The organism is Aureimonas mangrovi (assembly GCF_014058705.1).
Taxonomy (GTDB): Bacteria; Pseudomonadota; Alphaproteobacteria; order Rhizobiales; family Rhizobiaceae; genus Aureimonas; species Aureimonas mangrovi.
This window is the reverse complement of sequence record NZ_CP059692.1, coordinates 2,382,439-2,408,324: the sequence shown is the minus strand read 5'-3', so window position 1 is coordinate 2,408,324 and position 25,886 is coordinate 2,382,439. Positions and strand designations below refer to the sequence as shown.

The window sequence follows — 25,886 nt, the reverse complement described above, 5'->3', positions numbered from 1 at the left end:
TGTTGAGAGCGCGCTGCCGCAGCGTTCTGCCTGCCGATTGGGCGCGGCGCACAAGTGATTAAAGACTAGGATCGAAGCGAAGGGGAAGGGGGCGGCGAAGATTCTTTTCGCCGCTTTGCAGCACGAAGTTGACGGCTCAGCGAACCGGCGCGCCGTCGCTGTCCCGCAGGACGCCGTACTGCCCGCTAAGCTGGCGCGCGCGGGTCACCTGCCGACCGAGCGCGGCGAAGGCGAAGAGCACGACAAAGTCGATGACGGCGTAATAGAGCGCGGTGCCTGCCGTCTCGAACGGCAGGAAGAATGTGCCGTCGAACAGGCTGAAGTGGAAGAAGCGCGCGGCAATCGTCAGGAGCAGGGTATAGAAGATCGTCAGGCCCCAGCCGTTCCAGGTCAGCGCGGTGGAGCGGCCGATCATGTAGGCAAGGGCACCGCCGAGCACGACGGTGACGATCAGGAACTCCGTGATCGAGACTTCCCACAGCAACGCGTTTTCGGGCTGCATCAGTGGTGGCCTCCTTCCAGATAGGCCGCGCGAACCTCCTCGCGGGCCAGAAGCTCGCGGCCCGCGCCGCTCATGGTGATCGAGCCGTTGACCATCACGTAGCCGCGATGGGCGAGGCGCAGCGCGTGGAAGGCGTTCTGCTCGACGAGAAAGACAGTCAGCCCCTCGTTGCGGTTGAGCTCACGCACCGCCTCGAAGATCTGCTTCACGATCAGCGGGGCAAGGCCGAGCGAGGGCTCGTCGAGGAGAAGGAGCTTCGGCCGGCTCATCAGCGCACGGCCGATGGCGAGCATCTGTTGCTCGCCACCCGAAAGCGTGCCGCCGCGCTGCGTGGCGCGCTCCTTCAGGCGCGGGAAAAGATCGAAGACGCGTCTCAGGTCTTCGTCGAAATGGTCCTGTCCGATGAGCGTCGTGCCCATCTGCAGGTTTTCGAGAACGCTCATGCGAGGGAAGATGCGCCGCCCTTCCGGCGACTGCGCGATCCGCCGCGTCATGATCTCGTGGGTCGGCAGGTTGGTGATGTCCTCGCCGCGATAGACGATCTGCCCGGTGCGCGCGCGCGGATTGCCGCACAGCGTCATCATCAGCGTCGACTTGCCGGCGCCGTTCGCCCCGATCAGCGTGACGATCTCGCCTTCGTTGACGTCGAGGTCGACGCCGCGAAGCGCCTGGATCTTGCCGTAGAAGGTCTCGACGCCGCGGATCGAGAGAAGGGGCGTGGCGGTGGCCGGCGCCGGCGTTTGGGGGAGCGCGCTCACGAGGCGTCTCCCCGGTCGGCGGACGGAAGGTTCGCGCTCGCGATGGCCGCGTCGATCTCACCCTTCTCCAGCTTCTCCTCCACCTCGTCCACTTCCTCGTCGTCGACGCCGAGATAGGCCGCGATCACGCGCGGATCGGCCCGCACGCTATCGGGCGTGCCGTCGGAAATCTTCTTGCCGTAGTCGAGCACGACGATGTGGTCCGAAATCTCCATGACGACGCCCATGTCATGCTCGATGAGGAGGATCGAGACGCCGTCCCGGTCCCGGATGGAACGCAGGAGTTCGTTGAGCTCGCTCGATTCGCGCGGGTTGAGGCCCGCCGCCGGCTCGTCGAGGCAAAGCAGTTCGGGCGCGGTGCACATGGCGCGCGCGATCTCGAGGCGGCGCTGGTCGCCGTAGGACAGATCGGCGGCCGGATCGTCGGCGCGCTCGATGAGGCGCGTGCGCTTCAGCCAGTCGATCGCCAGGTCATGCGCAGCCTCGCGCGCGCGGCGGTAGCCGGGCAGGCCGAACAGCCCGGCGAAGGTCATGCCGGATGCCACCATCAGCTTGTTGTGCTGGGCCACGAGAAGGTTCTCGAACACCGTCATGCCGCCGAAGAGGCGGATGTTCTGGAAGGTGCGCGCGACGCCCGCTTTATGGGTGATGCGAAAGTCCGCCATGCGCTCAAGGAGGAACACCTCGCCGCCATCGGCCTTGGCGCTCTGGCGCCCGCTGCCGGTGAGTTCGCGCACGGCCGCCTCGCCGATGCCGCGCCCGCGGCGCAGCGCGATGCGCCCCTCCGTCGGCTTGTAGAAGCCGGTCACGCAGTTGAACACCGTGGTCTTGCCGGCGCCGTTCGGGCCGATCAGGGCGGTGATGTCACCGCGACCGACCGAGAAGGACAGGTCGTCGATCGCCGTCAGCCCACCGAAACGCATCGTCAGGCGCTCGACGGTGAGAAGTGGATCGTTCTCCCAGCCGGGCGCGGCGGAGGAGGGGGCGGCGGGGGGCATCGTAGCGTGTTCGCTCATCGTCAGTGCCCTTCGCCCTGCGCCACCATGTCGGCACCGATCTGCTTCTTCTCCTTGTAGACGGCCGAGGGCGTTCGCGAGGAAACGAGGCCGCGCGGTTTCCACACCATGATCGCCACCATCGCGAGGCCGAAGATCAGCATGCGATACTGCGCGGGATCAAAGCCCGAGCCGAAGATCTGCTGCAGGAAGCCGAGATTGCGCAGAAGCTCGATGCCGCCGATCATCACGATCGAGGCGACGACGACGCCAATCTGCGAGCCGAGCCCGCCGAGGACGACGATGGCGAGGATGATCGCCGACTCAAGGAAAGTGAAGCTCTCCGGTGAGATGAAGCCCTGGCGCGTGGCGAAGAACGAGCCCGCGAAGCCGCCGAACATGGCGCCGGTGGCGAAGGCCGTCAGCTTGACGTTGGTGGTGTTGATGCCGAGCGAGCGGCAGGCGATCTCGTCCTCGCGCATCGCCTCCCAGGCCCGCCCGATCGGGAGCTTGCGCAGGCGCAGCGTCACGAAGTTGGTGACCAGGGCGAGCGCGAGGATGATGTAGTAGAGGTATATGAAGCGGTGGATCGAAGAGGGTTCGAGCCCGAAATAGTCGGCGAAGGAGCCTTCGCCGCGCCCGAACTCGAGGCCGAAGAAGGTGGGGCGGGGGATGCCGAGAAGGCCGTTCGGACCGCCGGTGAACTCGGCCCAGTTGAGAAGCACGACGCGGATGATCTCGCCGAAGGCGAGCGTCACGATGGCCAGATAATCGCCGCGCAGGCGCAGCACCGGAAAGCCGAGGATGACGCCCCACATCGCCGCGAAGAGCCCCGCCATCGGCAGGCAGACCCAGAAGCCCAGGTCGAAATTGATCGCCAGAAGCGCGAAGGAATAGGCGCCGACGGCGTAGAAGGCGACGTAGCCGAGGTCGAGCAGCCCCGCCAGACCCACCACGATGTTCAGGCCCCAGCCGAGCATGATGTAGGTCAGGATCAGGATCGCGAGGTCGATGAGATAGCGCTCGCGCGCCGGCAGGATCGTGCCCACGAGGAACGGGAAGCTCAGTGCTATGAGCAGGAACACGATGCCGAGCGTGCGCGAGACGAGGCTGGAGACCTTCGCGGCGCGGGCGGCATCCTTCGTCTCGCGCTCGCGGCGCTGGAACAGCGGCCCGGTGCGCTGGAAGACGAAGTAGCTCAGCACGAACCGCCCGAGGAAGGCGATGGCGATGGCGGTGATCCACAGTTCCCAGCGCGCGTAGATCGTCAGCCCGCGCGAGGCCGTCTCGGTGCGCGTGGCAAGGAAGAAGAAGGTGAGACCGGCGACGAGGAGGGCGGTCAGGACGGATTCGCGAAGCGCCTTGCCGAGCCGGCTCGCCGCCGGCTTGGCGGGGGCGGAGGGCGGCTCGCCGCCCATCGCGCTCGCCAGCGTCTCGCGTTCGATCTCGGCCCCTTCGGGGCGGGTGTCGAGGGCCTGGGTCGTCGACATCGGCTCAGACCTTCTCGACCTGCGGGCGGCCGAGAAGGCCGGAGGGAAGGAAGATCAGCACGATCGCGAGGATCGAGAACGCCGCGACGTCCTTGTACTCGACCGAGAAATAGCCCGACCAGAACGTCTCGATGAGCCCGATAAGGAGCCCGCCGAGCATGGCGCCGGGCAGCGAGCCGATGCCGCCGAGGACGGCCGCCGTGAATGCCTTCACGCCGGCGAGGAAGCCGATGTAGAAGTCGATCACCCCATAATAGAGCAGGTACATGATGCCCGCGACAGACGCGAGCGAGGCGCCCATGATGAAGGTGAGCGAGATCGTGCGGTCGACGTTGACGCCGAGAAGCGAGGCCATCTTGGCGTCCTGCTCGCAGGCCCGCTGCTGGCGCCCCAGCGAGGTCCTGGCGATCAGAAGCGAGAAGCCCGTCATCAGGACGAGGGTCGTCACGATGATGACGATCTGCATGTAGGAAATCTGCGCCCCGTCGGTGATCTGGATCGCGCCCTGGACCTGCGGCGGCAGCGGCTTGACGCGCGCGCCCTGCGTGACCTGCACGAAATTCTGCAGGAAGATCGACATGCCGATGGCGGTGATCAGCGGAGCGAGGCGGAACGAGCCGCGCAGGGGCCGGTAGGCGACGCGCTCCACCGTCCAGCCCCACATGGCGGTGAACAGCATCGCCACGATCAGCATCACGAGCAGCACCAGCGGCAAGAAGGTGAGGCCGAGCATGGCTATGATGACGAAGGTGGACAACGCGATGAACGAGCCGAGCATGAAGATTTCGCCATGGGCGAAGTTGATCATGCCGATGATGCCGTACACCATCGTGTAGCCGATCGCGATCAGCCCGTAGATGGAGCCGAGCGTCACGCCGTTGATGAGCTGCTGGATGAAATAGTCCATGAAGGCGCTGATCCCCCCGGTCGCCGGACGGGCGGGCGCTGGCAGCCGCCGCGTTTCAAGGCATGATCGAATGTTTAGCAATCGTTCTGGTCGCTGCCAATCCTCGCCTCGGCGCGCCGGTGGATAATGAACCGGAATGAGGTGCGCGGCGGGCTGCCGTCATGGATGATGAAAAGGCCGCTGCTCTCCGGGTCTGTTAACGAGCGGGCGGACGGGTTATCTTTCAATGAGTTTGGAAAGATTCTAAGACTGCCGCCGGAAAGCGTGGAGAGAGAGAAGACATGCGCCTCACGCGTCAGACGAACTACGCGATCAGGATGCTGATGTATTGCGCGGCCAATCCGGGGCGCCTGAGCCGCGTCGGGGAAGTGGCCGCTGCCTATTCGGTGTCGGAACTGTTCCTGTTCAAGATCCTGCAGCCGCTCGTCGAGGCCGGTTTCGTGGAGACGGTGCGCGGCCGCAACGGCGGCATTCGCCTTGCCCGGCCCGCCGCCGAGATCACGCTGCGCGAGGTGGTGATCGTCACGGAAGAGAGCTTCAACCTCGCCGAGTGCTTCGAGACCGGCACGGAATGCCCGCTGATTGACGCCTGTGCGCTGAACGCCGCGCTGCGTCAGGCGCTGGAGGCGTTCCTCTCGGCACTCGGCGGTCACACGATCGCCTCGCTCGTGGGTGGCAGCAACTCGATCCGCCACCGGTTGGGGCTCGACGAGATCGAGGGTCTCGAGCCTGTTGCCGGTAAGCGAAAGGCGACGAGCCTCGCACAGGCGAAGGTTGCCTGAAACACGACCGCGTCTGCCGCGCGTGGGCTTGAAAACGGAAGAGCCCGCCGGATCGGCCGGCGGGCTCTTTTCGCGTACGCGCGCGGCGCGTTGTCAGTTGGCGTATTCGCCGGCCTGCTCGATCAGCGGCCGCCAGAACTCGATCTGGCTCTCGTACTGGTTCTTGAGGGATTCGCGCGTCGCGTCCTCGAGGGGCACGGGCGCGGTCCCGAGCTCGTTGAAGCGTGCCAGTACCGTCTCGTCCTGCAGCGCGACCTGAAGCGCGGAGCTCAGCGTCTCGATCCGGTCCTCGGGCGTGCCGGCAGGGACGTAGATGCCGTGCCAGACGCCGACCTCGAAGCCCTCCAGCCCCTGTTCGAGCGCCGTCGGGACGTCCGGAAGCTGCGGGATCCGCTCGGCCGTCGCGGTGGCGTAGGCCTTGACCGAATTGTTGCTGACCGGCGGAATGGCGTTCGTGGTCTGATCGCACAGAAGATCGACCTGCCCGCCCATGACGTCGGTCATCGCCGGTCCCGTGCCGGGATACGGCACGGTGGTCAGCTGCTCGCCGATCGCCTGCATGAACAGCATTCCGCAGATGTGCGAGACGGCGCCGGGGCCGGCATTGGCGAGCAGCGTTTCATCGGGGTTCTCGCGCGCCATCTGCAGGAGCTGCTCGAAGTTCTCGGCCGGATAGTCCGGGCGCGAGACGAGCAGCATGGGAACGGTCGTGACCTGGCCGACATAGTCGAACGCGGTCAGCGGATCGTAGGGCAAGGATCGGTAGAGCGTGGCGCTCGTCGCGATGCCGAGATGGTGGATGAGCATGGTGTAGCCGTCCGGCTCGGCCTGGGCGAGGCGCCCGGAGGCCAGCGTGCCGCCGGCGCCGGCCGCGTTCTCCACGAGCACCTGCTGGCCGAGCTCGCGGCTCATCACTTGCGCGACGAGACGCGCGACGACGTCCGTCGGGCCGCCGGCCGAGAAGGGCACCAGCATCGTCAGCGGCTGTGTCGGGTATTCCTGGGCCGTGGCCGGTGCGACGAGAAAGCTCGCCGCGACCAATGCTGCCGCGATCTTCAGTTTCATCTAAAGAGTCCTCCCAACTCCATTGTGCGCCGGAAGCATTGCATTGCGTCAGCTGCCTGCGCAAGAGCGGCGTCGGGGCGGGGATACGCTCTGCCCGCTGCGCGCGGCCAGGCATGGTGAAAACCGTGGCGGATGCCCTTGTATCACGGACGCGACGTGATGCTGGAGGCGCCGTGGAGAGGTGGCCGAGTGGTTGAAGGCGCTCCCCTGCTAAGACACGATTTCATCGCCCAAGAAACTGATATTGCTGCATTCGGGGCGACGGAATGAGCGGGCAGATGCGTCCGTCTGCCCGCCCAATCGTGTCAGGCCCGCGTTCGGCTCCGTGTGCCGGTAAGGGCGCTCGCCGCAATCACGTCACCGACATCGGGCGCGAGTATGCCGGCACGCCGGGCAAACCGCTCGAATGCGCTGCGCACGGTCTCAGCCTCTACGCGGTGATCCATCGCCGCGAGGCACGCCTTCCTCGCCATGCTGTGGGCCGGATCATTCCGGTGCCCCGGCATTTCTGACAAGAACGTATAGGCTTGGAAGACGGATTTGATCTCGCGCGGAATGCCGAGACCAGCAAAGACCCGAACGGGCTCTTCAAAAGCGTTGTGCTCCATCTTGGACTCCCTCTGAGCATGAAACGGAACGGCGCAATTACGCGGAAGAGGGAAGAAGGTTCCCGCTGTGGGAAGGAGGCTGCGTGAACGCCTTTGCCGCCTTAGATGATCGGTCGTCGCCGGAGCGAGGCAGATCAGGCCGCCCGAGGCGCTCCGCTCTTTAGGACAAGACCTTTCGTTACGAATGTGGCGCTTTGCGTCTTCAGGGCTCGCTCTGGCGAGCCTTCGTCTTTCTGGAACATCTCTGCCATCCGCTCACTTCCTCTCGACAGCCAGAGGAGGCAGAAGTGTCAGAGACCAATCCAGTCACCCAGAACCCGAATGAGAAGCTGCCGGACGGAGAGCCGCTGGATCCGGAGGTCATCGTGCCCGAGGATGATGCGGGCATCGAAGATGAGGACGACGGGGACGACGATGTGGATGAGACGTCAGCCGGCGGCCTGAACGAAATCGGTTCGGGCAAGACTGATGAGCGGAACATCATCTAGCCGATAGGCAATGAGAGGGCGGACGCCAGAACGGGGCTTTCGCCCTCTTAGAGGGCTCGCTTCGGCGGGCCTCTTATCGTTTGGGGGAACGCGTTCGCTTGCAGCGCCGTTCGCAGCGGATGGCAAACGATCCTCATAGTGTGAGCGATATTCTCGACGAGCTGAAGAAGGCGGCCGATCGCGGCGAAAGCGTCTCTTTGGGGGATGTTACGGAGGCGTTCGGCAGCCGAAGCTACGGTCCTTTTCTCATGCTGCCAGCGCTTCTGGAGATTTCACCCATTGGCGGTATCCCCGGTGTGCCAACGGTTCTTGCGGCCATCGTCGTCCTTTTCGCGGGCCAGATGGCGTTCGGTCGAGAGCACCTGTGGCTGCCGGGATGGATCGAGAAGCGAGCAGTCTCATCGCAGCGTGTGAGGAAGGCCGCGGATAAGGTCCGACCGATCGGCGACTGGATGGACCGCTGGTTTCACGGCCGTTTGCCAATGCTGACGAGTCGGCCTTTTGAGTTGGGCGCCGCGATCGCGTGCATCTTGCTGGCGCTGACAGTGCCGCCCCTTGAGTTCCTGCCGTTCGCGAGCACGGCACCTATGGCCGCCATTGCGGCTTTCGGCTTGGCGCTCCTCGTTCGCGACGGCCTTCTGATGATAGTCGCTTACGGGATGACCGTGATGGCAATTGGGGCCGGCATCGGACTGTGGAGTTCAGGCCGCTAGGGTAGAGTATAGAGTACGGCAGTCAGCCCGCTGCATTCATCCGGCCCGTCCTGACAAAGGCATGTGTGTCATGCACATACCCACCGCCATGCCGGTGAGACGAGGAGAGGAAGCCGATGTTTCGCGTTCCTCTTTTATCTGTTCAGATGGACTTCGTTTCAGTGGATGCTAGTTCTTCTCCGAACAGGAGAGCATTCCATGGGAATTCCGAACAGTCGCGCCTACCGCGAGCAGGCAATCGAGGAAGAGGCGAAGGCACGATCCTCGCCGCTTCCACAGGTTCGCCAGCGGTCGTCGCGTGCTGCGGCAGCTTGGCATGTCATGGCCGACCAAGCCGAACGTACCGAGGCAGAGCGTGTAAAGCGGGATTCACCAAAAGCCACAGTCGTCCTTGGGGGTCATGAATAAGCCTTATTCGCAAAGGATAAGGCGGTTGTGCAGCGCTTCCCCCAGCAGAGTGGTTGAGGCGCGCAGGCTCGAAGTTTCGTCCGACCACGGATGTACTGGCGAGTTGAGATAACGAGCCGCACGCGCTGGAGCCGTTGGGTGAGATCCCCAGCGGCTTTTTCGTGTCAGGTCCCATTCTTCCTGACGCGGCCCCTCAGAAGGCGGCAAACGGCGCCCGGCCTTTCACAGCCCCCGCGGCAGCTAGACCTCACCAAGGAACCATACCAAGCGTCAGCGCTTCCATTCCATGACCATGGAGGAAGCCAGCATGTCTGAGATCGACAGGACCGCATCGGACGGCGCCGAGTTCCGCGATGACGGGTCGAAGATCGCCACTGAACGCGATCCATCCGGCGAGACGGAAACGGAGCACAGGCGCCGCGAGCAGAGCAAGCTCCCCAACGGCGGCCTATCGCCGGATTACGTAGACGAGGAGCGTGAAGGAGACGACGCATCGCCATTCCCGCGGACGCCCGAATAGCGGCGCCGAGTTCGGCGAAACTCCAACGCGAAGGAAACGATCATGTCCAAAGTCGGCCAGAACCCGAACGATAAGCTTCCTGACGGAAAGCCGCTGGAGCCGGATCGCGTCGTCTCCGAGGACGACGCTGGGTCGGCGGAGATCGAAAAAGAAGTACAAGACGAGCGAGCCGCTGACGGCGGGTCGGACGAAGAGGCGTTACGTCGGGCCGACGGCGACGAAGAACAACCGGGACTGGCGTAGCTCCCAAGTCCGGTTCCTGGCTTCGCAGCATGAGAACGGGGCTCGGCCCCATCGGTTGGCTGCGATGTAAGCAGTCCGCGTGTCCGGTCGTAACGACAGAACTACTCGACGCGCTCCAAAACGATCCCGCCGTCTGCGTCGTCGTCGATCACGTCGTCCGGGCTGTGGCTCGCCACAGGCGGTGAGGAAAAGGGCAGGTGCCGCACAACCGAGGCTGCGCCTACCATGCGTCACCGTCAGCGCCCGCAAGGTCGGGTCCCCACACGCCTACAGGGTCACTCCGGCCATGTGAGCCGCAATGATAAAGAGCGCAAACCCGAGGATGAGGAACAGGCCGGGATCGCGATGCGGAGGCGTGTCGTCTTCCATGGTCCTGGAACTAACATCGGGGGCTCGGTGGTGTTATGCGTCAAACGACGTAGACGGGTCGCTGTGAGGCGGCCCTCGCTGAAGCAAGGTGACATAAGAGTGTAAAATCGGAGACCCGACACGCGCCGCGCCTTCGGGTCATCTGCCGTGGTGGTGCAGGATCCCTCCAATGCCCGGCCCATGCCGTTCATCCTGAGTTTGCGCGCCAAGCTTACGTTAAGCTAGAAGCGCCTGAACGCAGGGGGGGCGAAAGAGGATGCTGGGGCTTTCGCCGACGCAATCGATGGCGTTGATCGGGCCGAGCGTCCTGCTGGTTTTCAGCGGCGCCTTCGTTGGTGCGTGGCTTCTCGAGAGGCGACACGCGTACCTGCTCATTCTTGCAGCCGCCTGTGTGCTCTTCTCTTCGGGCGCGGTGATGCAGATCGTGCAATGGCCGCCGACGACTGCACCCAATGCGGTGCTTTCGGGTCTTTCGTATACGCTGGCAGTCGTAGCCGCCGCAGAGGCGATCCTGCGCAGGTCGGGAAAGTCGCTCGGGCTCGGCTGGCAAATCGCCGGCGTCGGCGGCATCACGGCGCTGCTTTGGTATTTCGCCTACGTTTCTCCGCATCTCCTGACGCGCGTCTACGTCCAGAACTTCGGTTACGGCCTGATCCTCTTCGTTGCTGCGGTAAAGCTTGCGCGCGTCCCGCGCACGCGCGTCGTCGACGCCGCGCTGTTCTGGACGCTTCTGCTGTTCGCCATCCACTTTTTCCCTCGCACGGTGCTGACCATCGGATGGACGGCTCCAGGCACTGTGGGGGAGTTCGGAGTTTCTCCATTCTGGCAGGCCCTGCAACTCTCAATGGCGGTATTGGGGAGTGCGCTGGCGTTGGTTCTGTTGGCGGCGGCCATCGCCGACGTTCTCGATGACCTGCGAACGGAACGGGACAAGGATCGCCTGACAGGCGTCCTCAACCGCGGCGGCTTCGAGGATCGGATCCGCCGGATGACATGCGACCCAAGGATCGACCGCTATGCCCTGATCCTGTGCGACCTCGACCACTTCAAACGCATCAACGACACCTATGGCCACGCCATAGGCGATGAGGTGCTAGCCCGGTTCGGGGCCATCCTGGGCAACCTGGTCGATCCCGCTGCCGTGACGGGCCGCATCGGAGGGGAGGAGTTTGCAATTGTCCTTCCTCGAGGCTCGACCGACGATGCTCTGAAGGTCGCGTCGGCGATCAGGAGCATCCTCGCTGCCGAGGCTTTTTCGTCTCGGCCTACCGAGTTCCGTGTCACCGCCAGCTTCGGCGTGGCAGAGTCGCAGCCAGGGCTGCTTTTCGAGGACGTATTTCTCGCGGCCGACCGCCGGCTCTATCGCGCGAAGTCTGAAGGGCGTGATCGGGTCATCGCGAGCGCAGAACCGGTAGCGTCAGAGGTCTGAGGCGCAGGCGGTGGTGCAGCCCGCATTACTCAAACCTCACGCCTCGCCTTCCTCCCGCACCTTCCGCCCCTTCTCTGTCAGCCGGACCCAGACCTGACCGCCGCGGCCTTCGTCGGCGACCACCAGCCCCATCCGCACCATCGCCCCGACGTCGAGATTGTCGATCGGGCGCAGGTCGCCGATCTCCTGGCCGACGCTGTCCTCGCGATCGAATCCGTCGTCGAGCTTGATCATCAGTCGGATCTGCGCGGGGGAAAGGTCGGTCAGGCGGGTCATCGAATGATGCACATGTCGACGAACTTGTCGCACGGCCAAGGCTCGCCGAACGGATGGCCGCAGCCGGCAAGCATGATCGAGACGAGGAGGAGGGAGGCGATGCGGGCGATCAAAATCGACCCTCCTCGTAAAGCCGCTGTCCATCCGGCGTCAGGCGGACGACCGCGAGCATCCCCGTTTCTTCGTCATATTGTATCAGGTTCCGAGCTTTCAGGATCTCCAGGAATGCCGCCATCTCGGCGGGAACGAGATTGACGCATACATCCTCCCTCGCGGCCCACTGTAGTACTTTGATCGCGCCAGGCGACAGGTCTTTTAGCCTCTCAGGCATTCATATCCCCTTCTCGCGGACACCGCTTTCGCTCAACCTTCCTCGCCCGCGTTCCGGCGGCCAGCCGCAGCATCTTCCACACGGGCTGACCAGCCGTCCATAGAGCTGCATCCTCGCCGGAGATGTCTGTGTGCCCATCCGCGACCGCATACCCTCCGACCCGTCCGCCATCGGCATCGCCGAGCTGAGCTTACTCGCGTCCGATCCGGTCCTGATGCGGCGGTTCCTCGATCTATCCGGCTACGAGACGGACCAAATCCGTGCCGAAGCCGAGAAACGGCCCTTCTTCGTCGCGCTCATCGACTTCATCCTGGCGCATAGCCGACCGTGATACAGTTCACCAGCTTCGCCGGGATCGATCCGGCGGCGGTGGAGCAGGAGAGGGAGGCGTTGGCGGCGGAATGAAGTTGGGCGCGAGTATGGTCCGGTTACTGAGTATGACGATCGTCATGTTCGTTGGCGGTATCGACACGTCCGGTTCTTCCAGCGTGTTATCGCTTCAGGCCTGCGAGAGCCTCGAAAGAGCAGCTATGGAGAGGATCATTCAAAAGGAGTTTGACCGGCGCGAGACTTGGCGGGTGGCGAAGTCTGATCCTGGCGCGAGCGTTTATGTCACCGACGCGTGGTTCCAGAATAACATCCCGGGATGGACTATCCGTTTCGATGCGCGTGGAGCTCAGGGAGCAGTCCATATGGCGGCGACGGTCACCTGCAGTATGCATATCGAGTTCTCAATTCGCCGTCCGAGCTAAGGCGCTAACTCGCGGCCGGTTCGCTACGCATTTCTCAACATCCCCGCCGGCAGCTCGCCGTGCCGCGCCAGCACTACCGGCTCCTCCAACACTTCGCCCGTGTCCACCGTCTGCGCTCGGCCGTCGCGCTCGGCGCGTGCGACGGCCGCCTGCGCGGACGGGAATTCCATCTGATGGCCGGCGATGAGCTCGCGTGGGCTCGTTTGTTCTCGGTCGGTTCCGTTTCGAGCCGTGATGAGACGTCGAGGACACCTCGGCCGAGATCCAGTGCATCTGCCCGGAAACTATGCCAGAAAGCCTTGCATCACGAGGCCATTCTGATATTCGACCTCTCGACGGAGAGGTGGCCGAGTGGTCGAAGGCGCTCCCCTGCTAAGGGAGTATACCGGAGACGGTATCGTGGGTTCGAATCCCATCCTCTCCGCCAGATGATCCTATAAGTCACTCCCTTTGTTTGTTTTTCCGGCTCGGATGGGGCGATCCCCTGCTTGATCCCCTACCGCCGCTGCCTGCGTCATTCCTCGGGCTCGATGAACTCGCCGGCCCATAGGCCGCGCTTTGCCCGGCGAGCCTCAAGCTCCTCCTCGGCCTAGGCGCTGCTGAGTATCTGGCGTGGTCTATGACCCAACCGGTCTGCCTATCGCCGCCGTAACGCAATGGGTTGATTGAGTTCCCTACCAGGTCGAAGGACAGCCAAACCGTCTGTGCAAAGCGCTGAGGCAAGGTTCGGTTAACCATACTTGTTTCGAATGCGCCTCATCGCGCGGGCGCTGCTGTCTCTTGCTTGGAAGAGAGCGGGTTTGCCGAAGGAGCGGCAGTTCGCTCTCTTCATCGAGCGAGGGGGGCGCTTTTGTTTTCGCAACGACGACATGTCCTGCCGAGTGTTTTGAGCGTCGCGTTCTTCCTCTCCGCTTGCGCAACCTCTTCGGACGGGCGGCCGGGCACTGAGCCGACCGCGGCTGGTGACGCTCCCATCGCCGACGCCGCGGCGCGTACCGGATCGATTGCCGCGGAAACGATTTCGCGACAGGTCGAACCTCTCGCCTTCTCGGGCCGCGGCGTGACGATGGAGAGCGCCGTGCAGCGCGCTCTCTCCTGGCACCCCTCGATCGACGAGGCGGTCGGGCGCTACCGCCAGCAGGGCGAGGCGGTCGCCGAGGCGCGATCGGGCTACCTGCCGACCGTCAGCTGGGGCGTGGACAGCGCCTATGACAGTGAGCGCTCCAGCCGCTACAGCCCGGTTCTCAATCTCAACGGCTCACAGATGCTGTACGATTTCGGCGCTGTCGACGCCCGCGTGGAGATTGCAACGGCGGGGGTGGCGGGGGGGCGTTCCCAGGTCCTGCTTGCGATGGACGATCTTGCGCGGGAGACGGCGCAGGCGGTGGTGGAGATCCAGCGCAACCAGTCCCTTGCGAAGATTGCCCGAGATCAGATCGACGACACCAGCGCCATTCTCGATCTCGTGCGCTCTCGCACCGACCGGGGTGCCAGCACCCGTTCCGACCAGCTTCAGGCAGAGGCGCGTGTGCAGGCCGCTGAATCGACGCTTCTCGAAATCGAGGGACAACTGCAGCGCTGGCGCGGTGTTTTGACGGCACTGGTGGGCGCAGGGGTTCAAGGGGTTTCGGACGTTTTGCCCGCACAACTCGCGGGCGCGTGTCTTGTCGCCGAGCCCTATTGGAGCCGAGTACCAGCTGTCATGCAGGCGGAGGCCGAGGGCGAGGCGGCGGCTGCTCAGGTTGATCTGACGCGGGCGGAAGGTCTCCCCACGCTCTCGCTGGACGGCCGGGTCGGCAGCGACATCATCGAATTCGGCTCTTCAGAGCCCGAATACCGGCTGGGCCTCAATGTCAGCGGCAGTATCTTCAACGGAGGCGAGACCGCGGCACGCCGCAACGCCGCCGCCTACGCGTTGGCCGCCTCGGGAGCGGCTTCCGAGCGCGCGCGGGTCGATGTTCTGCGCAATCTGGCTGAAGCTGCCGGCCAGGTCTCGAGCATGCAGCGACTGACACAGTCGCTCGAGATGCGTCAGGCGATGATGCGCGAAACACGAGATCTTTATCGGGCGCAATATGTGGAATTGGGTACGCGAACCCTTCTCGATCTTCTCAACGCGGATCAGGAACTGCATGCCGCGCGCTTCGATGGCGTCAATGTCGAGCACGATGTGAGGCGGCTTCGACTTGACTGCGCCTATTTTTCCGGCGGATCTGAGCGCGTTTTCGCTTTCAGAGCTGACCGCGTCTAACACGACACCGGCAATTTCCTCCAATTTACTTATGTATTTTACGATTGTGACCACACGTCATGCGCGAAAATCACTCTGCGTCAAAGGCAATTTTGTAGATCCGAAAGATCGTAAGTAATTTAAAAAATACTCTGACTAATAATTTGATCCTTCGATCAACAATAAGTGTTTTACATGGTTCATTATTTATCATATGTATCTTATAGTGACTGCTGTGATCGGAATTCAGGATTTGCGGCATCTGAGATGGTGGGTTAATTAAAAATTTACTGATCAGCGAAGGGCGGTCTCCGCTTTTCGGCCCCATGCCGTTCTTCTCATGGAAATCGATTGCGCGGTCCTCCGGCACGACTGGCCTCGGGAGAACGACGTATGGCTGCAATCGTCATTGGAAAATCGGACGGGATCTCGCGAACCGTCGCGCTATCTGACTTGCAATTGAATGCGCCGAGCGTTGTCAGGCTCGACGTATCGCCTAATGAAGTTCTCGATTTCATACGTGATGGAAGTGACCTCGTCCTGCGGCTGGCGTCGGGCGAGACGATCCGCATCGGGAATTTCTATGGCGTCGAGGGCAGTGCGGAGAGCCAGCTCGTTCTAGAGGACGAGAACGGAAACCTTTGGGTCGGCGAACATAGCGACGGCCAGGCCGACTTCAGTTTTGCCGAGATCGATGACGTTGATCAACTCGTAGGAGCCGGAGCGACGGGCGATGGCTCCGTCCTCGGCCTCGCGGCGCTGGGCGCTCTTGCCGGTGGCGCGGCCCTGGCGGCGGGCGGTGGCGGCGGCGGCGGCTCGCCTATCGATGACAGTGACGCAGACGCCGATGATGCAGACGCGGATGCGGACGCCGATGCCGACGCGGACGCCGATGCCGACGCGGATGCGGACGCCGATGCAGATGCAGACGCCGACGCCGACGCCGATGCAGACGCAGATGCCGATGCCGACGCCGATGCAGACGCAGATGCCGACGCTGACGCCGATGCTGACGCGGATGCAGATGCTGACGCCGATGCGGACGCAGATGCAGACGCCGATGCAGATGCAGATGCCGACGCTGACGCAGACGCGGATGCGGATGCGGATGCTGACGCGGATGCAGACGCAGATGCAGACGCAGATGCTGACGCTGACGCTGACGCCGATGCGGATGCTGATGCCGATGCAGACGCCGATGCCGATGCGGATGCAGATGCCGATGCTGACGCTGACGCTGACGCCGACGCAGATGCTGATGCCGATGCAGACGCTGATGCGGACGCCGATGCGGATGCTGATGCCGATGCGGATGCGGACGCCGATGCTGACGCAGACGCTGATGCGGACGCCGATGCGGATGCGGATGCCGATCTGGATGCGACCGACGATGTCGCCTCCGCGGCTCTGAATCTCAGCCCCGCGACCACCGCGATCGACCACGGCAGTGTCGGTTACGTGTTGGGCGTCGCCCTATCCCTGTCCGATCTCGGCGATATCGGCCTCAATCTCGGAACCAGCTCGCTCGCGTTCGAGGTGGCCCCAGGGCACGAGCAGGACGTGACGCTGGATTTCAGTGCGCTTCTCTCGCTCGATCTTCTCGACGGGCTGCGCATCGCCGTGCAGCAGTTTGATCCCGAGACGGGCACCTGGACGTCGATCGGCGGTTCTGAAGGCTCGGCAACCTTGTTGTCTCTCGGCCTCTTGGGGGGTGGTGGCAACGGTGCGACCCTCGAAGGGCTCTCCGGCGGTCAGTACCGGGCCTTCGTGACCAACGAGGGCGGGCTCGGCGCCAGCCTGACGCTCGGCGCGGTTCTCTCGGTGGACGCCGTGGATCTCGATTACACGGACGTCGCGAGCTTCGACGCGGTGGCGGCCGAAGGCAACGTTCTCGCCAATGACGAACTGCCGGACGGCGTCTTCGTCCAGAGCGTCAACGGTCAACCTGTCGATCCTGCCGGCACGACGATCGTCGGCGAGTTCGGCGAACTCTTCATCGCCGCGGACGGAACCTACACCTACACGCCGTTCGAGGCCGATGGAGCGATCGGGCAGGTCGATCAGTTCGAGTACGTGGTCGCCGACGCCGCCGGCAACACAGGTACGGCGACGCTGAACGTGCAGATCGGCAGCGATGACGTCGATCTCGTCTGGAACCCGGACGATCCGTCCGCTCCGGCAACACCTGTCTTCTCTGCCGGCGACGATACGGCCAACGCGTCGGTCGAATGGGCCAATGAGGTTGACGATAGCTATTTCGATGCGGACGCATCCCTCTTGGGCATCCTCGGCACCACCGTGACGAGCACCGGAGGCGTGTTCTCGATCGAGGAAGGCATGGCCACCTCGGGCACCGTCTCGGTCACGGCGCTCGGTCTCGGGTTGACGAACGTGACACTGGCGCTGCAGGTGCTCGACGCTGAGGGCAACTGGACGAACTTCGTGACCGACGTCCACACGGGGGCGATCCTGTCGCTGGGCGAGATCGCCTCGCTGGATCTGGCCGATCTGGCTCTTGCGCCCGGCAGCTACCGGGTGGTGGTGACGATGCAGACGCCGCTTATCGGCGGAACCATCACGACGGTCGGCATCGATACCGATGTCGATGTCACCTATGTCGATGAGTACGTGGTCGATGATTCCACGAGCGGCACCGGGAACCTCCTCGCCAACGACACGACGGGTTCGCCCTTCACGACGCTCGCCGTCCTCGACGGGGACACTTATGTCGATGTCGCGGGAACGGTGACGATCGCAGGCACGTACGGCGACCTCACCGTCGATGCCGATGGTCAGTACACTTACCAGATCCGCGACGGCATCGATTATTTCGCGACACCCCAGCAGGACGTCTTCACCTATCAGCTCGTCAACCCGACAGGCGCCGTGGAGACCGGAACGCTCACGGTTACGGTCGATCCCAGCGGGGCTGGCGTGCCTGCCGTGGCGCTCGCATCCTTCGCCGATGACGATGTGATCGGCATCGATACGCTCGACGACGGTTCGCAGGCGGTGGACGATGATGCGCTGGCGCAATCTGAAGCGGATGCCGACATCGCTGCCATGATGGAGGCGCCTGCGGCGGAAGACGAGATCGCGCTGGAGGGTCTGTCCCTCCTGTCCGAACCCGACGATGCCGACGCCGACCTGTCCGAACCCGACGAAGCGGCCTTTTCGGCGGAAACCGCCGACATTGGTGACGCGACGGCAGATCCCTTCGCGCATCTGGCGAGCGAGGACGACTGGGATCGCAATCAGGGGAGCTCGATCTAGACGGAGAAGTCCCGCCGCGCGGTGCGGCCGCGCGGCGGAGCCGCAGTCATGACATTCCACAGGAGAGCGCCGCATGTCGGACGTCGAATGGAGTGCAGACAGGAATGGCGGGAGCGCCTCCGCCCCATTCGATCTCGGAGCCTGGAACGAGGCGCTGCAGAGAATTGCCTTACATTATGGGCTGCCGTTCTCGATGGCCGGTTCCGGAAACCTCGCCGACGCTCTTGCGGCGGGCGAGCCGGATGCGTCGGACCTCGAGCGGTTGGCGGAGCATCTCGGGCTCGGCGCGCGGCTTTGTCGTCCCTCAAGCGAGCTTCTGTCGAGCATGCGCCTGCCCGTCGCCGTGCAACTGAAGGACGGCTCGGTGGGTGTCGCGTTCTCCCGTACGGGCCGGCAGGCCATCTCCATCGCGTTCAGCGGCGAGGCGGACGGCCGCGCGACCGTCGACGAGCGCGAGCTTTTGTCCAACGCAGACTTCTTCGCGGTGGCACGGCCGGTGCGCGGGCAGCCCGACGAGCGGGTGGATGCCTATATCGCGCCGTATCGAGAGCACTGGTTCCGGCGTATCGCGCTCGCCGATTTCGGCGCCTACGGCTACGTCTTCCTCGCTTCGCTGGTGGCGAACATTCTGGCGCTGGCGGGCGTCCTCTTCTCGATGCAGGTCTACGATCGCGTCATCCCCGCTGTTTCGTACGACACGCTCTACGTGCTTTTCGCGGGCGTCATGCTGGCGCTTCTCTTCGATTTCGCCATGCGCCGGGTGCGCACGGCGCTGATCGACATCGCGGGAAAGCGCGCAGACATGCGCATGTCCGACCTCATCTTCGGCCACGCTCTTCGGGTTCGAAACCAGGCGCGCCCGGTCTCGACGGGAACCTTCATCGCTCAGCTCCGGGATCTGGAGCAGGTGCGCGAACTCCTCACCTCCACGACCGTCGCGGCGGTGGCGGACATTCCGTTCTTCATCCTGTTCCTGTTCGTCTTCTGGATGATCGGGGGCAGTCTCGTCGCGGTGCCGGCGGCCGCGCTTGTTCTCCTGGTTCTGCCTGGCCTCCTGGCTCAGCGCCGGCTGAGGGCCTGTGCCAACGAGGCGATGCGCGAGTCCTCCCTGCGCAACGCCATGCTGGTGGAGGCCGTGCAGGGCCTGGAGGACATCAAGTCCCTCCAGGCCGAGGAGCATTTCCAGCAGCGGTGGAACCACTTCAACGGCGTGTCAGCGCAGGCGCAGCTTCGCCTGCGACGCATCACGGCAGGGCTGACGGCCTGGAGCCACTGCGTCCAGACAGGCACCTTCGCCGTCGTCGTCCTCGTTGGCGCCCCGCTGGTGATGGCGGGGGACCTGACGACCGGCGCGCTGGTCGCCTGCTCGATCCTCGGCTCGCGCATGATCGCACCGATGGCGCCGCTGACGCAGGTGCTCGCCCGCTTCCAGCAGGCGCGCATCGGCCTGAAGAGCCTCGATTCTATCATGCGCCTGCCGACCGACCACCCGGAAAGCGAAGCGCGGATTTCGGCACCGAAGCTCAAGGGCGACTTCACAATCAAGGGGGCGACGTTCCATTATGGCGAGCCGGCCGGGCGGCCGGCACTGGCGATCGACAGCCTGCGTATCGAGGCGGGGCGCAACCATGCGCTGCTGGGGCGCAACGGTGCCGGCAAGTCGACGCTTCTCCTCGCGCTCGCGGGGCTCATCGCGCCCGATCGGGGCGATGTCCTCGTCGACCATCTGGCGCTCTCTCACATCGACCCGGCCGATCTTCGGGCCAATGTCGGGCTCCTGACGCAGAATTCGCGTCTGTTCCACGGCTCCATCCGCGAAAACCTTCTCCTGGGCGCGCCGCGCGCGTCGCAGGCCTTGCTGCTGGACGCGCTGGGCATGGTGGGGGCAGACGAGTTCATCGCGCGCTTGCCCCAGGGCCTCGAGCACCGCGTCAGCGAGGGCGGCCGAGGCCTTTCCGGCGGCCAGCAGCAGGCGCTTCTCCTGGCGCGGCTGCTCGTGCGCAAGCCCGCGATCGTCCTTCTGGACGAGCCGACGGCTTCGATGGACGAGGCGACGGAGCGCAAGTTCATCACGGGCTTCGGCGAATGGGCGGCCGACAGGACCGTCGTGATCGCGACCCATCGCATGCGTGTGCTCGATCTCATCGACCGGGTCATCGCCATCGAGGGCGGCCGCGTGGTGATCGACCAGCCGAAGGATGAGGCGATGAAGCGGCTTCACGGGCTGAAACAGGTGGTGGCGCCGAAGGCCAGGCGGGCGGCGCCCGTACCGGCCAACGAAGGAGGAGCCTGATGTCCAGCATCGTCAACACCCCGTCCTTCGGCCGCGAGCGTGACGAGAACTCGCTGCTGCGCCGTTCCAAACAGGTCGTCACCGTCTGCGTACTCCTGGTCGTCGCGGGGCTTGGCTGGTCCTACGTCGCGATTCTCGACGAGGTCTCCACCGGCGAGGGTCGCATCGTCCCCAACAGCCGGGAGCAGGTCATCCAGTCGCTCGACGGCGGCATTCTCGCCTCTCTGCGCGTTCGCGAGGACCAGATCGTCGAGGCGGGCGAGATCCTCGCCCAACTGGATCCGACGCTCTCGCGCTCCGATGTCGAGGAAAGCGCCGCCAAATATCGTGCGGCACTCGCTGCTGCGAGCCGGCTCCATGCGGAGGTGAACGGCACCGAGCTCCGCTTCCCGCCCGAATTGCGCACCTATCCCGATCTCGTCGCCTCGCAGCGTGAACTCTACGAGGCTCGGCAAGGAGCGCTCGAGCAGTCGCTCCGATGGATCGAGGAATCCATCGACCTCGTGAAGAGCGAACTCGACATCAACGAGCAGCTGACCTCCATCGGGGCCGCGAGCCGCGTCGAGGTGATCCGCCTGCGCCGCCAGCTCGTCGAACTGGAGCTGAAGAAGGTCGAGGTGCAGACCGAGTATGTCGTGCAGGCGCGAGAGGAGCTGGCGCAGATGAATGCGGAGGTGCAGTCGCTGGCACCGGTCGTCGCCGGCCGCACCGACACGCTCAACCGGCTGACGCACCGATCACCGGTGCGCGGCATCGTCAAGAACATCGAGGTTTCCACCATCGGCGGCGTGATCCCGCCGAACGGCCGGCTGATGGACATCATCCCGCTCGACGACCAGCTTCTCGTGGAAGCGCGCATCTCCCCACGCGACATCGCCTTCATCCATCCCGACCAGCGCGCCAACGTGAAGATCAGCGCCTACGACTATGCGCTCTATGGTGGGCTTGAGGGGCGGGTGACGACAATTTCCCCCGACACGATCCAGGACGAGGTCGACCGGGAGTTGTACTACTACCGTGTCTTCATCGAAACGTCCGAGGACGCGCTCGAGAACGCGGTGGGCGCGCGCTTCCCCATCGCGCCCGGCATGGTGGCGACCGTCGACATCCACACCGGCGCGAAATCGGTGTTCGACTATCTCATCAAGCCGTTCAATCGCGCGCGCGAAGCGCTCCGGGAGCGCTAGGGAGGGGTCGTGCTGCATATCGTCCCTCAAGGCAGGATCGGCGCCGAGCGGTTGGAGGCGATCCACGCAGCTCTTCGGTCACAGGATCGGCTCGCCGCTCCGTTTCCGGCTGTAGTCCTCTTCTTTTCCGTGTCCGACGCGGACAGGCGGGCCGAGGTCTTCAGCGTTTCGGCGACTTCCTTCGAAACGGCCTGGACGAAAGGCGTCGATCGCCTGCGCTGGACGCTCGAGGCCAAAGGGATGTCCGGACGCTGGCTGCGCGTGGAGGCGGTCGATACGGTGCGCGCTGCCGATCTTGCGACCGTGCGTGAACTCCTCTCGCGCACCAAGCGCAACTATTTCCGCTGGGGCCTCTCCCTCGATCCTCGCTTCGAAGTGGCCTTCACCGAACAGGAGCTGAACGCCAACGCGATGCTCTACGGTGGCAACCGCATCGAGCACGCCGTCCTCAACGAGAACAACTGCCGCGTCTACTCGCTGCGCCGCTTCGGGCCGCAGCAGGGGCTCGACCTCGGCGACGAGCGCCCCGCCTGGCTTTTCGCCACGCGCGGCGTCTTCAGCGGCGAAGACGGTCACGTTCACCCGCTCGCGCCGCCGGGCCCGGACGGCGGACGCCGGGCGGTGAAGGCCCTCGACGAACCGACGCTGATGTCGCTGGTTGAAAAAGGCTCCGCCTATCTGGCGGGGCAGGTGCAGCGGGACGGCAGGTTCATCTACGGCTGGCATCCCTGCTTCGACAGGCAGATCGCGACCTACAACACGCTGAGGCATGCCAGCACCACATACGCCATGACCGAGGCCTGGGAGGTCACGCGTGATCCCGCGCTCGGGCAGGCGATCGAGCGGGCGCTCGAGCACCTCACCGGCGCTTTGATCGAGCACCGGACACTGCAGGACGGGGAGGACGCGTCCTTCCTCGTCGATGTCGGCGGGGAAATCAAGCTCGGTGGCTCGGCCGTCGCGATCCTCGCCCTCGCCAAGCATGCGAGGGTGACGGGCGACGAAAGCCGTCTGCCGCTGATGCGGCGCCTCGCCCGAGGCATCCTCCACATGCAGGACTGCGAAACGGGCGCTTTCCGCCACGTTCTCCGATCCGCGGACCTGACGACGAAGCAGGCCTTCCGCACGATCTACTACGAAGGAGAGGCGGCATTTGCCCTGATGCGCCTCTACGAGATCGATCGCGATCCTGAATGGCTCGCGGCGGTCGAGCGCGCGTTCGACCATTTCATCGCCAGCGAACACTGGGGCCACCACGACCACTGGCTCGGCTACTGCGTGAACGAGCTGACCCGGCACAGGCGCGACGAGCGCTATTTCCGCTTCGCGCTGCGCAACGTGTCGGGATATCTGGATTTCGTCGAAAACCGCATCACGACCTTCCCGACGCTCCTCGAACTGATGATGGCCGCGCAGGAAACGGTTTCTCGGATCGTCGATGACCCCGACCTTGCGCACCTTCTCGACGAGATCGACCTTCCGCGCTTCGAGAGGGCGCTGGAGAAGCGCGCACGCTATCTCCTCAACGGGCACTTCTGGCCCGAGATGGCGATGTACTTCCGCAATCCGCAGCGCATCGCCGGCGCCTTCTTCATCCGCCATCACGCCTTCCGCGTCCGGATCGACGATGTCGAGCACTATCTCTCCGGTCTGATCGCCTATCGTCGATACCGCCCGTATCGGGCGCGTTTCCGGGCGGAGATCGCGCGGCGAACGGGCGGTGCATCCGGTTCGTCGCCGCAGAAGGGCTGGACGGCCGAGATGATCGAAACGGTGACGTCCGGGCGTTGGTTGGAGCGCCCGCCGCAGGGGTGGAAGGCCGCAGGCCTTTCCACGCACGCGGCGGCCTTCTGCACTGGCGACCTGGTGGCGCTGCGCGCGAGCGAGGGAACCGTCGGCCTTCGCCCGGACCTTCTCGGCCGGCTGGAAGGGTGGTCAGGCGTCCTCACCAGCGAGCCTGAGACGCTGCGGGCCGATATCGGTCCGGTGCTGCATGTCGCCGACGCGGGGGCGGCGGTCCTTGCGATGGGATGCTTCGCGCGCCGGCAGATGACGGGCCGCGTCGTCGGCGTTACGGGCAGCGCCGGCAAGACGACGGTCGTCGCGATGATGGGCGAGGCCCTGTCCGCCTTCGGTCCGGTCGCCGCGACGCGCGCCAACGCGAACCTGCCGCATGGCGTCGCCTGGAACCTCGCTTCGATGGACTGGACTGCGCCCCATGCCGTCCTCGAGATGGCGATCGGGCGGATGGGAACCACCTCGCGGATGGCGAAGCCCGATCTGGCGATCTTCACCAACGTCCATCCGGCGCATCTTCGCGAAGGCACGACCCTCGCCGACATCGCCCGGACCAAGGCCGCGATCTTCTCCGGCATGAAGGCCGGCGGCATCGCGGTCCTCAATCACGACATGGAGGAACTGGAGATCGTGCGCTGCGCTGCGCTGGCGCGCGGCCTGCACGTCGTATCCTACGGCGAGGGTGCGCGCTGCGACGCGCAACTCTTGGCCTACGATCAGGGCGAGAGCCGAGTGGAGGCGCGAGTTGGCGGCCGTGCGGTGAGTTTCAGGCTCGGAGCTGCCGGCCGGCACATGGCGCTCAACAGCCTCGCCGTTCTCGCCGCGGTTTCGGCACTCGGCCTGCCGCTCGGCCCCGCGATCGAGCGCCTTGCCGCCTTCGCGGCCCTGCCGGGGCGCGGCGAGACCTTCGAGCTCTCGATCGACGGGCGCCGCGTGACCATCATCGACGAGGCCTACAACGCCAACCCAGGTTCGATGAAGGCGGCCATCGAGCGGCTGAGCGGACAGGGCTCAAGGGGGCGGCGGATCGCCGTCCTTGCGCCGATGGCCGAACTCGGCCCGGACGAAAAGCTTTATCATACGCAGCTCGCCCCGCTCTTTGCTGCGTCCGCCATTGATCGCGTCCATGCCTGCGGCGATCTCTTCGGCGGTTTCTGGGACGCACTGCCCGCGGACCGGCGCGGCACGCACGCCCAGACGCTGGGCGCTCTCCAGGCCGCGGTCCTCCGCGACCTGCGCGAGGGCGACACGATCCTCTTCAAGGCGTCGAACAGTTCGGGTCTCCACCGCACCGTCGCGCTGCTTCGCCGGCGCGCCGATGCCGACGCATGAGGCCCGTCAGTCGGCCTTCTCCTCGAGGCTAAGTTCGAGAAGCGCGCGACGCACGTCTGCCTCTTCACGCCCGCGCGCGATCAGCGAAGCCGCGAGCTTGGCGTGATCCGCCAGGAGATGGCGCTGGCGATCGGGCGCTTCGGCGTAAATGTGCCTCGGCTCCTGCCCGGTGACACGCAGCCGGCGTACGTAATAGAGCTGGCTGAAGAAGGGGACGGATCGGTCCTCCGGGTCGGAGAGGACGTAAATCTGCGGCAGTGGGTCCTTGCGGATCGTCTCGATCGCCTCGACGGGGTCATGGAAGGCGGACGCATCGTAGAGGAGGCGGCCTGGAATGCTGCGACGTCGCTCCCAGAAGTTCGTAACCTGCTTCACGGAAACCATGCCCGAGCTGATGACGGCGGCGTCGACATCGCGGCGCCGGTTGAGGAGCGCCGCGACGATCTGGCCGCCGGCCGAATGCCCGACGAGGATCAGGGAAGCGATGCCGTATCGCTCCACGACCGCTTGCACGGCCCCCTCCATCAGGTCGATCTCACGCTCGTGGCGTCGGTCGTTGTGGTCGCCGGAGGAGCCGTAGATGCCGGGACGCGCGATGAAGATCGCCGGCACGCCGGCCTCGCCGGACCATCGCGCCATCTCCGTCTCGATGCTGGTGGGCGACTGAACCGGATACGAGGGCGAGATGAAGCGCACGCCCTTTTGCGTTCGCAGCATCACGTCTCCGCCGAAATAGACGAGTGCCACGGGATTCTCGGCAGCGAGCCCGTGATGATAGTAGCGGATGCACTCGCCCTCGCCGCCGACCACCACCCAGAGGCGTCCCGTGCCGGGGCCGCAATGCTCCGGCGATCCGACGGAGCCGTGCAGCGCCTCGTAGGCGTCGAAGGTTTCTGCCCCTTCAGGGCTCCTCAGTTCGCGCGGCTGCGGGTACTCGAAAGGTCCGAGGCGCGGGCTTTCGGCCGATGCCGTCTGCGAGGCCTGCGGGACCGCGAGCACTGCGAGTGCGAAACGGACGAGCCGCCAGGTCAGGCTGGGCTTGGAGGATCGGGCGATCGCCGCTCTCCTTCAGGGACGCGAGGCCTTAAGCTTAAGCCGTGCGTCGCACCGAAGGAAGGTCGCTCACGTCGCAGGTCGC

Annotated in this window: 25 protein-coding genes, 1 tRNA gene and 1 pseudogene; 15 read left to right on the top strand and 12 right to left on the bottom strand. The window is 64.8% G+C overall.

Features of this window, described 5'->3' with window-relative positions; genetic code table 11:
- Window positions 1-136: 136 nt before the first annotated feature.
- Genes H1343_RS11525 through H1343_RS11505 form a run of 5 tightly spaced genes read right to left on the bottom strand, consistent with a single transcriptional unit; the run spans window position 137 to window position 4,652 of the window.
- Window positions 137-502: a DUF6867 family protein gene (locus H1343_RS11525; RefSeq protein WP_185983041.1), complete on the bottom strand. Its 366-nt coding sequence runs from the start codon at window positions 500-502 to the stop codon at window positions 137-139.
- Window positions 502-1,260 (bottom strand): ABC transporter ATP-binding protein, encoded by a 759-nt coding sequence (locus H1343_RS11520; protein WP_185983040.1) that lies wholly within the window; start codon window positions 1,258-1,260, stop codon window positions 502-504. The genes H1343_RS11525 and H1343_RS11520 overlap by 1 nt, the downstream gene beginning before the upstream one ends.
- Window positions 1,257-2,276 carry an ABC transporter ATP-binding protein gene (locus H1343_RS11515; RefSeq protein WP_281374656.1) on the bottom strand — a complete coding sequence of 340 codons (1,020 nt, stop codon included), beginning with the start codon at window positions 2,274-2,276 and terminating at the stop codon, window positions 1,257-1,259. The genes H1343_RS11520 and H1343_RS11515 overlap by 4 nt, the downstream gene beginning before the upstream one ends.
- Window positions 2,277-2,278: 2 nt before the next feature.
- Window positions 2,279-3,745, bottom strand: coding sequence for a high-affinity branched-chain amino acid ABC transporter permease LivM (gene livM, locus H1343_RS11510; RefSeq protein ID WP_185983039.1), 1,467 nt, complete (start codon window positions 3,743-3,745; stop codon window positions 2,279-2,281).
- A 4-nt stretch (window positions 3,746-3,749) separates the two neighbouring features.
- Window positions 3,750-4,652: an ABC transporter permease subunit gene (locus H1343_RS11505; protein ID WP_185983038.1), complete on the bottom strand. Its 903-nt coding sequence runs from the start codon at window positions 4,650-4,652 to the stop codon at window positions 3,750-3,752.
- Window positions 4,653-4,933: 281 nt separating this feature from the next.
- On the opposite strand from H1343_RS11505, the gene rirA reads away from it, so the two are divergent.
- A complete protein-coding gene (gene rirA / locus H1343_RS11500; protein WP_185983037.1) occupies window positions 4,934-5,434 on the top strand; it encodes an iron-responsive transcriptional regulator RirA in 501 nt (166 codons plus the stop codon).
- A 93-nt stretch (window positions 5,435-5,527) separates the two neighbouring features.
- Here rirA and H1343_RS11495 read toward each other — a convergent pair whose 3' ends face one another.
- Together H1343_RS11495 and H1343_RS11490 are read right to left on the bottom strand one after the other, a co-directional pair.
- Window positions 5,528-6,499 carry a tripartite tricarboxylate transporter substrate-binding protein gene (locus H1343_RS11495; protein WP_185983036.1) on the bottom strand — a complete coding sequence of 324 codons (972 nt, stop codon included), beginning with the start codon at window positions 6,497-6,499 and terminating at the stop codon, window positions 5,528-5,530.
- Window positions 6,500-6,804: 305 nt separating this feature from the next.
- A complete protein-coding gene (locus H1343_RS11490) occupies window positions 6,805-7,107 on the bottom strand; it encodes a DUF982 domain-containing protein (RefSeq protein ID WP_185983035.1) in 303 nt (100 codons plus the stop codon).
- A 287-nt stretch (window positions 7,108-7,394) separates the two neighbouring features.
- Between H1343_RS11490 and H1343_RS11485 the strand changes: the two genes are divergently transcribed.
- The 5 genes from H1343_RS11485 (at window position 7,395) to H1343_RS11465 (ending at window position 11,277) form a co-directional block, all read left to right on the top strand.
- Complete coding sequence (locus H1343_RS11485; RefSeq protein ID WP_185983034.1) at window positions 7,395-7,595, top strand: hypothetical protein; 201 nt, start codon at window positions 7,395-7,397, stop codon at window positions 7,593-7,595.
- Between the two features lie 140 nt (window positions 7,596-7,735).
- Window positions 7,736-8,308, top strand: a complete 573-nt coding sequence (locus tag H1343_RS11480) for an exopolysaccharide biosynthesis protein (protein ID WP_210270032.1) — start codon at window positions 7,736-7,738, stop codon at window positions 8,306-8,308.
- Window positions 8,309-9,023: 715 nt separating this feature from the next.
- Window positions 9,024-9,236: a hypothetical protein gene (locus H1343_RS11475; protein WP_210270031.1), complete on the top strand. Its 213-nt coding sequence runs from the start codon at window positions 9,024-9,026 to the stop codon at window positions 9,234-9,236.
- 42 nt (window positions 9,237-9,278) lie between these two features.
- Entirely contained in the window at window positions 9,279-9,479 is a 201-nt protein-coding gene (locus H1343_RS11470) for a hypothetical protein (protein ID WP_185983032.1), read from the top strand.
- A 625-nt stretch (window positions 9,480-10,104) separates the two neighbouring features.
- Window positions 10,105-11,277, top strand: coding sequence for a GGDEF domain-containing protein (locus H1343_RS11465; protein ID WP_185983031.1), 1,173 nt, complete (start codon window positions 10,105-10,107; stop codon window positions 11,275-11,277).
- Window positions 11,278-11,313: 36 nt separating this feature from the next.
- On the opposite strand, the gene H1343_RS11460 is transcribed toward H1343_RS11465, so the two are convergent.
- Together H1343_RS11460 and H1343_RS11455 are read right to left on the bottom strand one after the other, a co-directional pair.
- Window positions 11,314-11,553 (bottom strand): hypothetical protein, encoded by a 240-nt coding sequence (locus tag H1343_RS11460; protein WP_185983030.1) that lies wholly within the window; start codon window positions 11,551-11,553, stop codon window positions 11,314-11,316.
- 109 nt (window positions 11,554-11,662) lie between these two features.
- Window positions 11,663-11,884 (bottom strand): hypothetical protein, encoded by a 222-nt coding sequence (locus H1343_RS11455; protein WP_185983029.1) that lies wholly within the window; start codon window positions 11,882-11,884, stop codon window positions 11,663-11,665.
- Between the two features lie 130 nt (window positions 11,885-12,014).
- On the opposite strand from H1343_RS11455, the gene H1343_RS11450 reads away from it, so the two are divergent.
- On the top strand, window positions 12,015-12,215 hold the full coding sequence (locus H1343_RS11450) for a DUF3572 family protein (RefSeq protein ID WP_185983028.1): 201 nt from the start codon (window positions 12,015-12,017) through the stop codon (window positions 12,213-12,215).
- Window positions 12,216-12,321: 106 nt separating this feature from the next.
- A complete protein-coding gene (locus H1343_RS11445; RefSeq protein WP_185983027.1) occupies window positions 12,322-12,636 on the top strand; it encodes a hypothetical protein in 315 nt (104 codons plus the stop codon).
- A gap of 23 nt (window positions 12,637-12,659) precedes the next feature.
- Here the strand turns inward: H1343_RS11445 and H1343_RS16910 are convergent, their stop codons facing one another.
- Entirely contained in the window at window positions 12,660-12,806 is a 147-nt protein-coding gene (locus tag H1343_RS16910) for a hypothetical protein (protein WP_210270030.1), read from the bottom strand.
- A 167-nt stretch (window positions 12,807-12,973) separates the two neighbouring features.
- Between H1343_RS16910 and H1343_RS11440 the strand changes: the two genes are divergently transcribed.
- The 3 genes and pseudogenes from H1343_RS11440 to H1343_RS17210 form a co-directional block, all read left to right on the top strand.
- Window positions 12,974-13,063: transfer RNA gene (locus H1343_RS11440), tRNA-Ser, on the top strand.
- Between the two features lie 459 nt (window positions 13,064-13,522).
- A complete protein-coding gene (locus H1343_RS11435; RefSeq protein ID WP_246332979.1) occupies window positions 13,523-14,887 on the top strand; it encodes a TolC family outer membrane protein in 1,365 nt (454 codons plus the stop codon).
- 372 nt (window positions 14,888-15,259) lie between these two features.
- A pseudogene (locus H1343_RS17210) lies at window positions 15,260-15,532 on the top strand (BapA/Bap/LapF family prefix-like domain-containing protein); the annotation flags it as partial.
- Here the strand turns inward: H1343_RS17210 and H1343_RS17025 are convergent.
- A complete protein-coding gene (locus tag H1343_RS17025; RefSeq protein ID WP_246333652.1) occupies window positions 15,485-16,309 on the bottom strand; it encodes a hypothetical protein in 825 nt (274 codons plus the stop codon). The pseudogene H1343_RS17210 and the gene H1343_RS17025 sit on opposite strands and share 48 nt — an antisense overlap.
- Before the next feature lie 18 nt (window positions 16,310-16,327).
- Here H1343_RS17025 and H1343_RS17020 point away from each other — a divergent pair, with 18 nt between their 5' ends.
- The 4 genes from H1343_RS17020 to H1343_RS11415 all read left to right on the top strand — a co-directional run bounded on the left by H1343_RS17020 (window position 16,328) and on the right by H1343_RS11415 (window position 24,748).
- Complete coding sequence (locus tag H1343_RS17020; protein ID WP_246333651.1) at window positions 16,328-18,139, top strand: BapA/Bap/LapF family large adhesin; 1,812 nt, start codon at window positions 16,328-16,330, stop codon at window positions 18,137-18,139.
- A 193-nt stretch (window positions 18,140-18,332) separates the two neighbouring features.
- The gene (locus H1343_RS11425; protein ID WP_246332977.1) at window positions 18,333-20,432 is read left to right on the top strand and encodes a type I secretion system permease/ATPase; all 2,100 of its coding nucleotides are present in this window, start codon (window positions 18,333-18,335) and stop codon (window positions 20,430-20,432) included.
- A complete protein-coding gene (locus tag H1343_RS11420; RefSeq protein WP_185983024.1) occupies window positions 20,432-21,619 on the top strand; it encodes a beta-barrel domain-containing protein in 1,188 nt (395 codons plus the stop codon). Before H1343_RS11425 ends, H1343_RS11420 begins: the two co-directional genes overlap by 1 nt.
- A 9-nt stretch (window positions 21,620-21,628) precedes the next feature.
- Window positions 21,629-24,748 (top strand): UDP-N-acetylmuramoyl-tripeptide--D-alanyl-D-alanine ligase, encoded by a 3,120-nt coding sequence (locus H1343_RS11415; RefSeq protein WP_246332969.1) that lies wholly within the window; start codon window positions 21,629-21,631, stop codon window positions 24,746-24,748.
- Between the two features lie 6 nt (window positions 24,749-24,754).
- Here H1343_RS11415 and H1343_RS11410 read toward each other — a convergent pair whose 3' ends face one another.
- Window positions 24,755-25,747, bottom strand: a complete 993-nt coding sequence (locus H1343_RS11410) for a serine aminopeptidase domain-containing protein (RefSeq protein ID WP_246332967.1) — start codon at window positions 25,745-25,747, stop codon at window positions 24,755-24,757.
- Window positions 25,748-25,886: the final 139 nt, after the last annotated feature.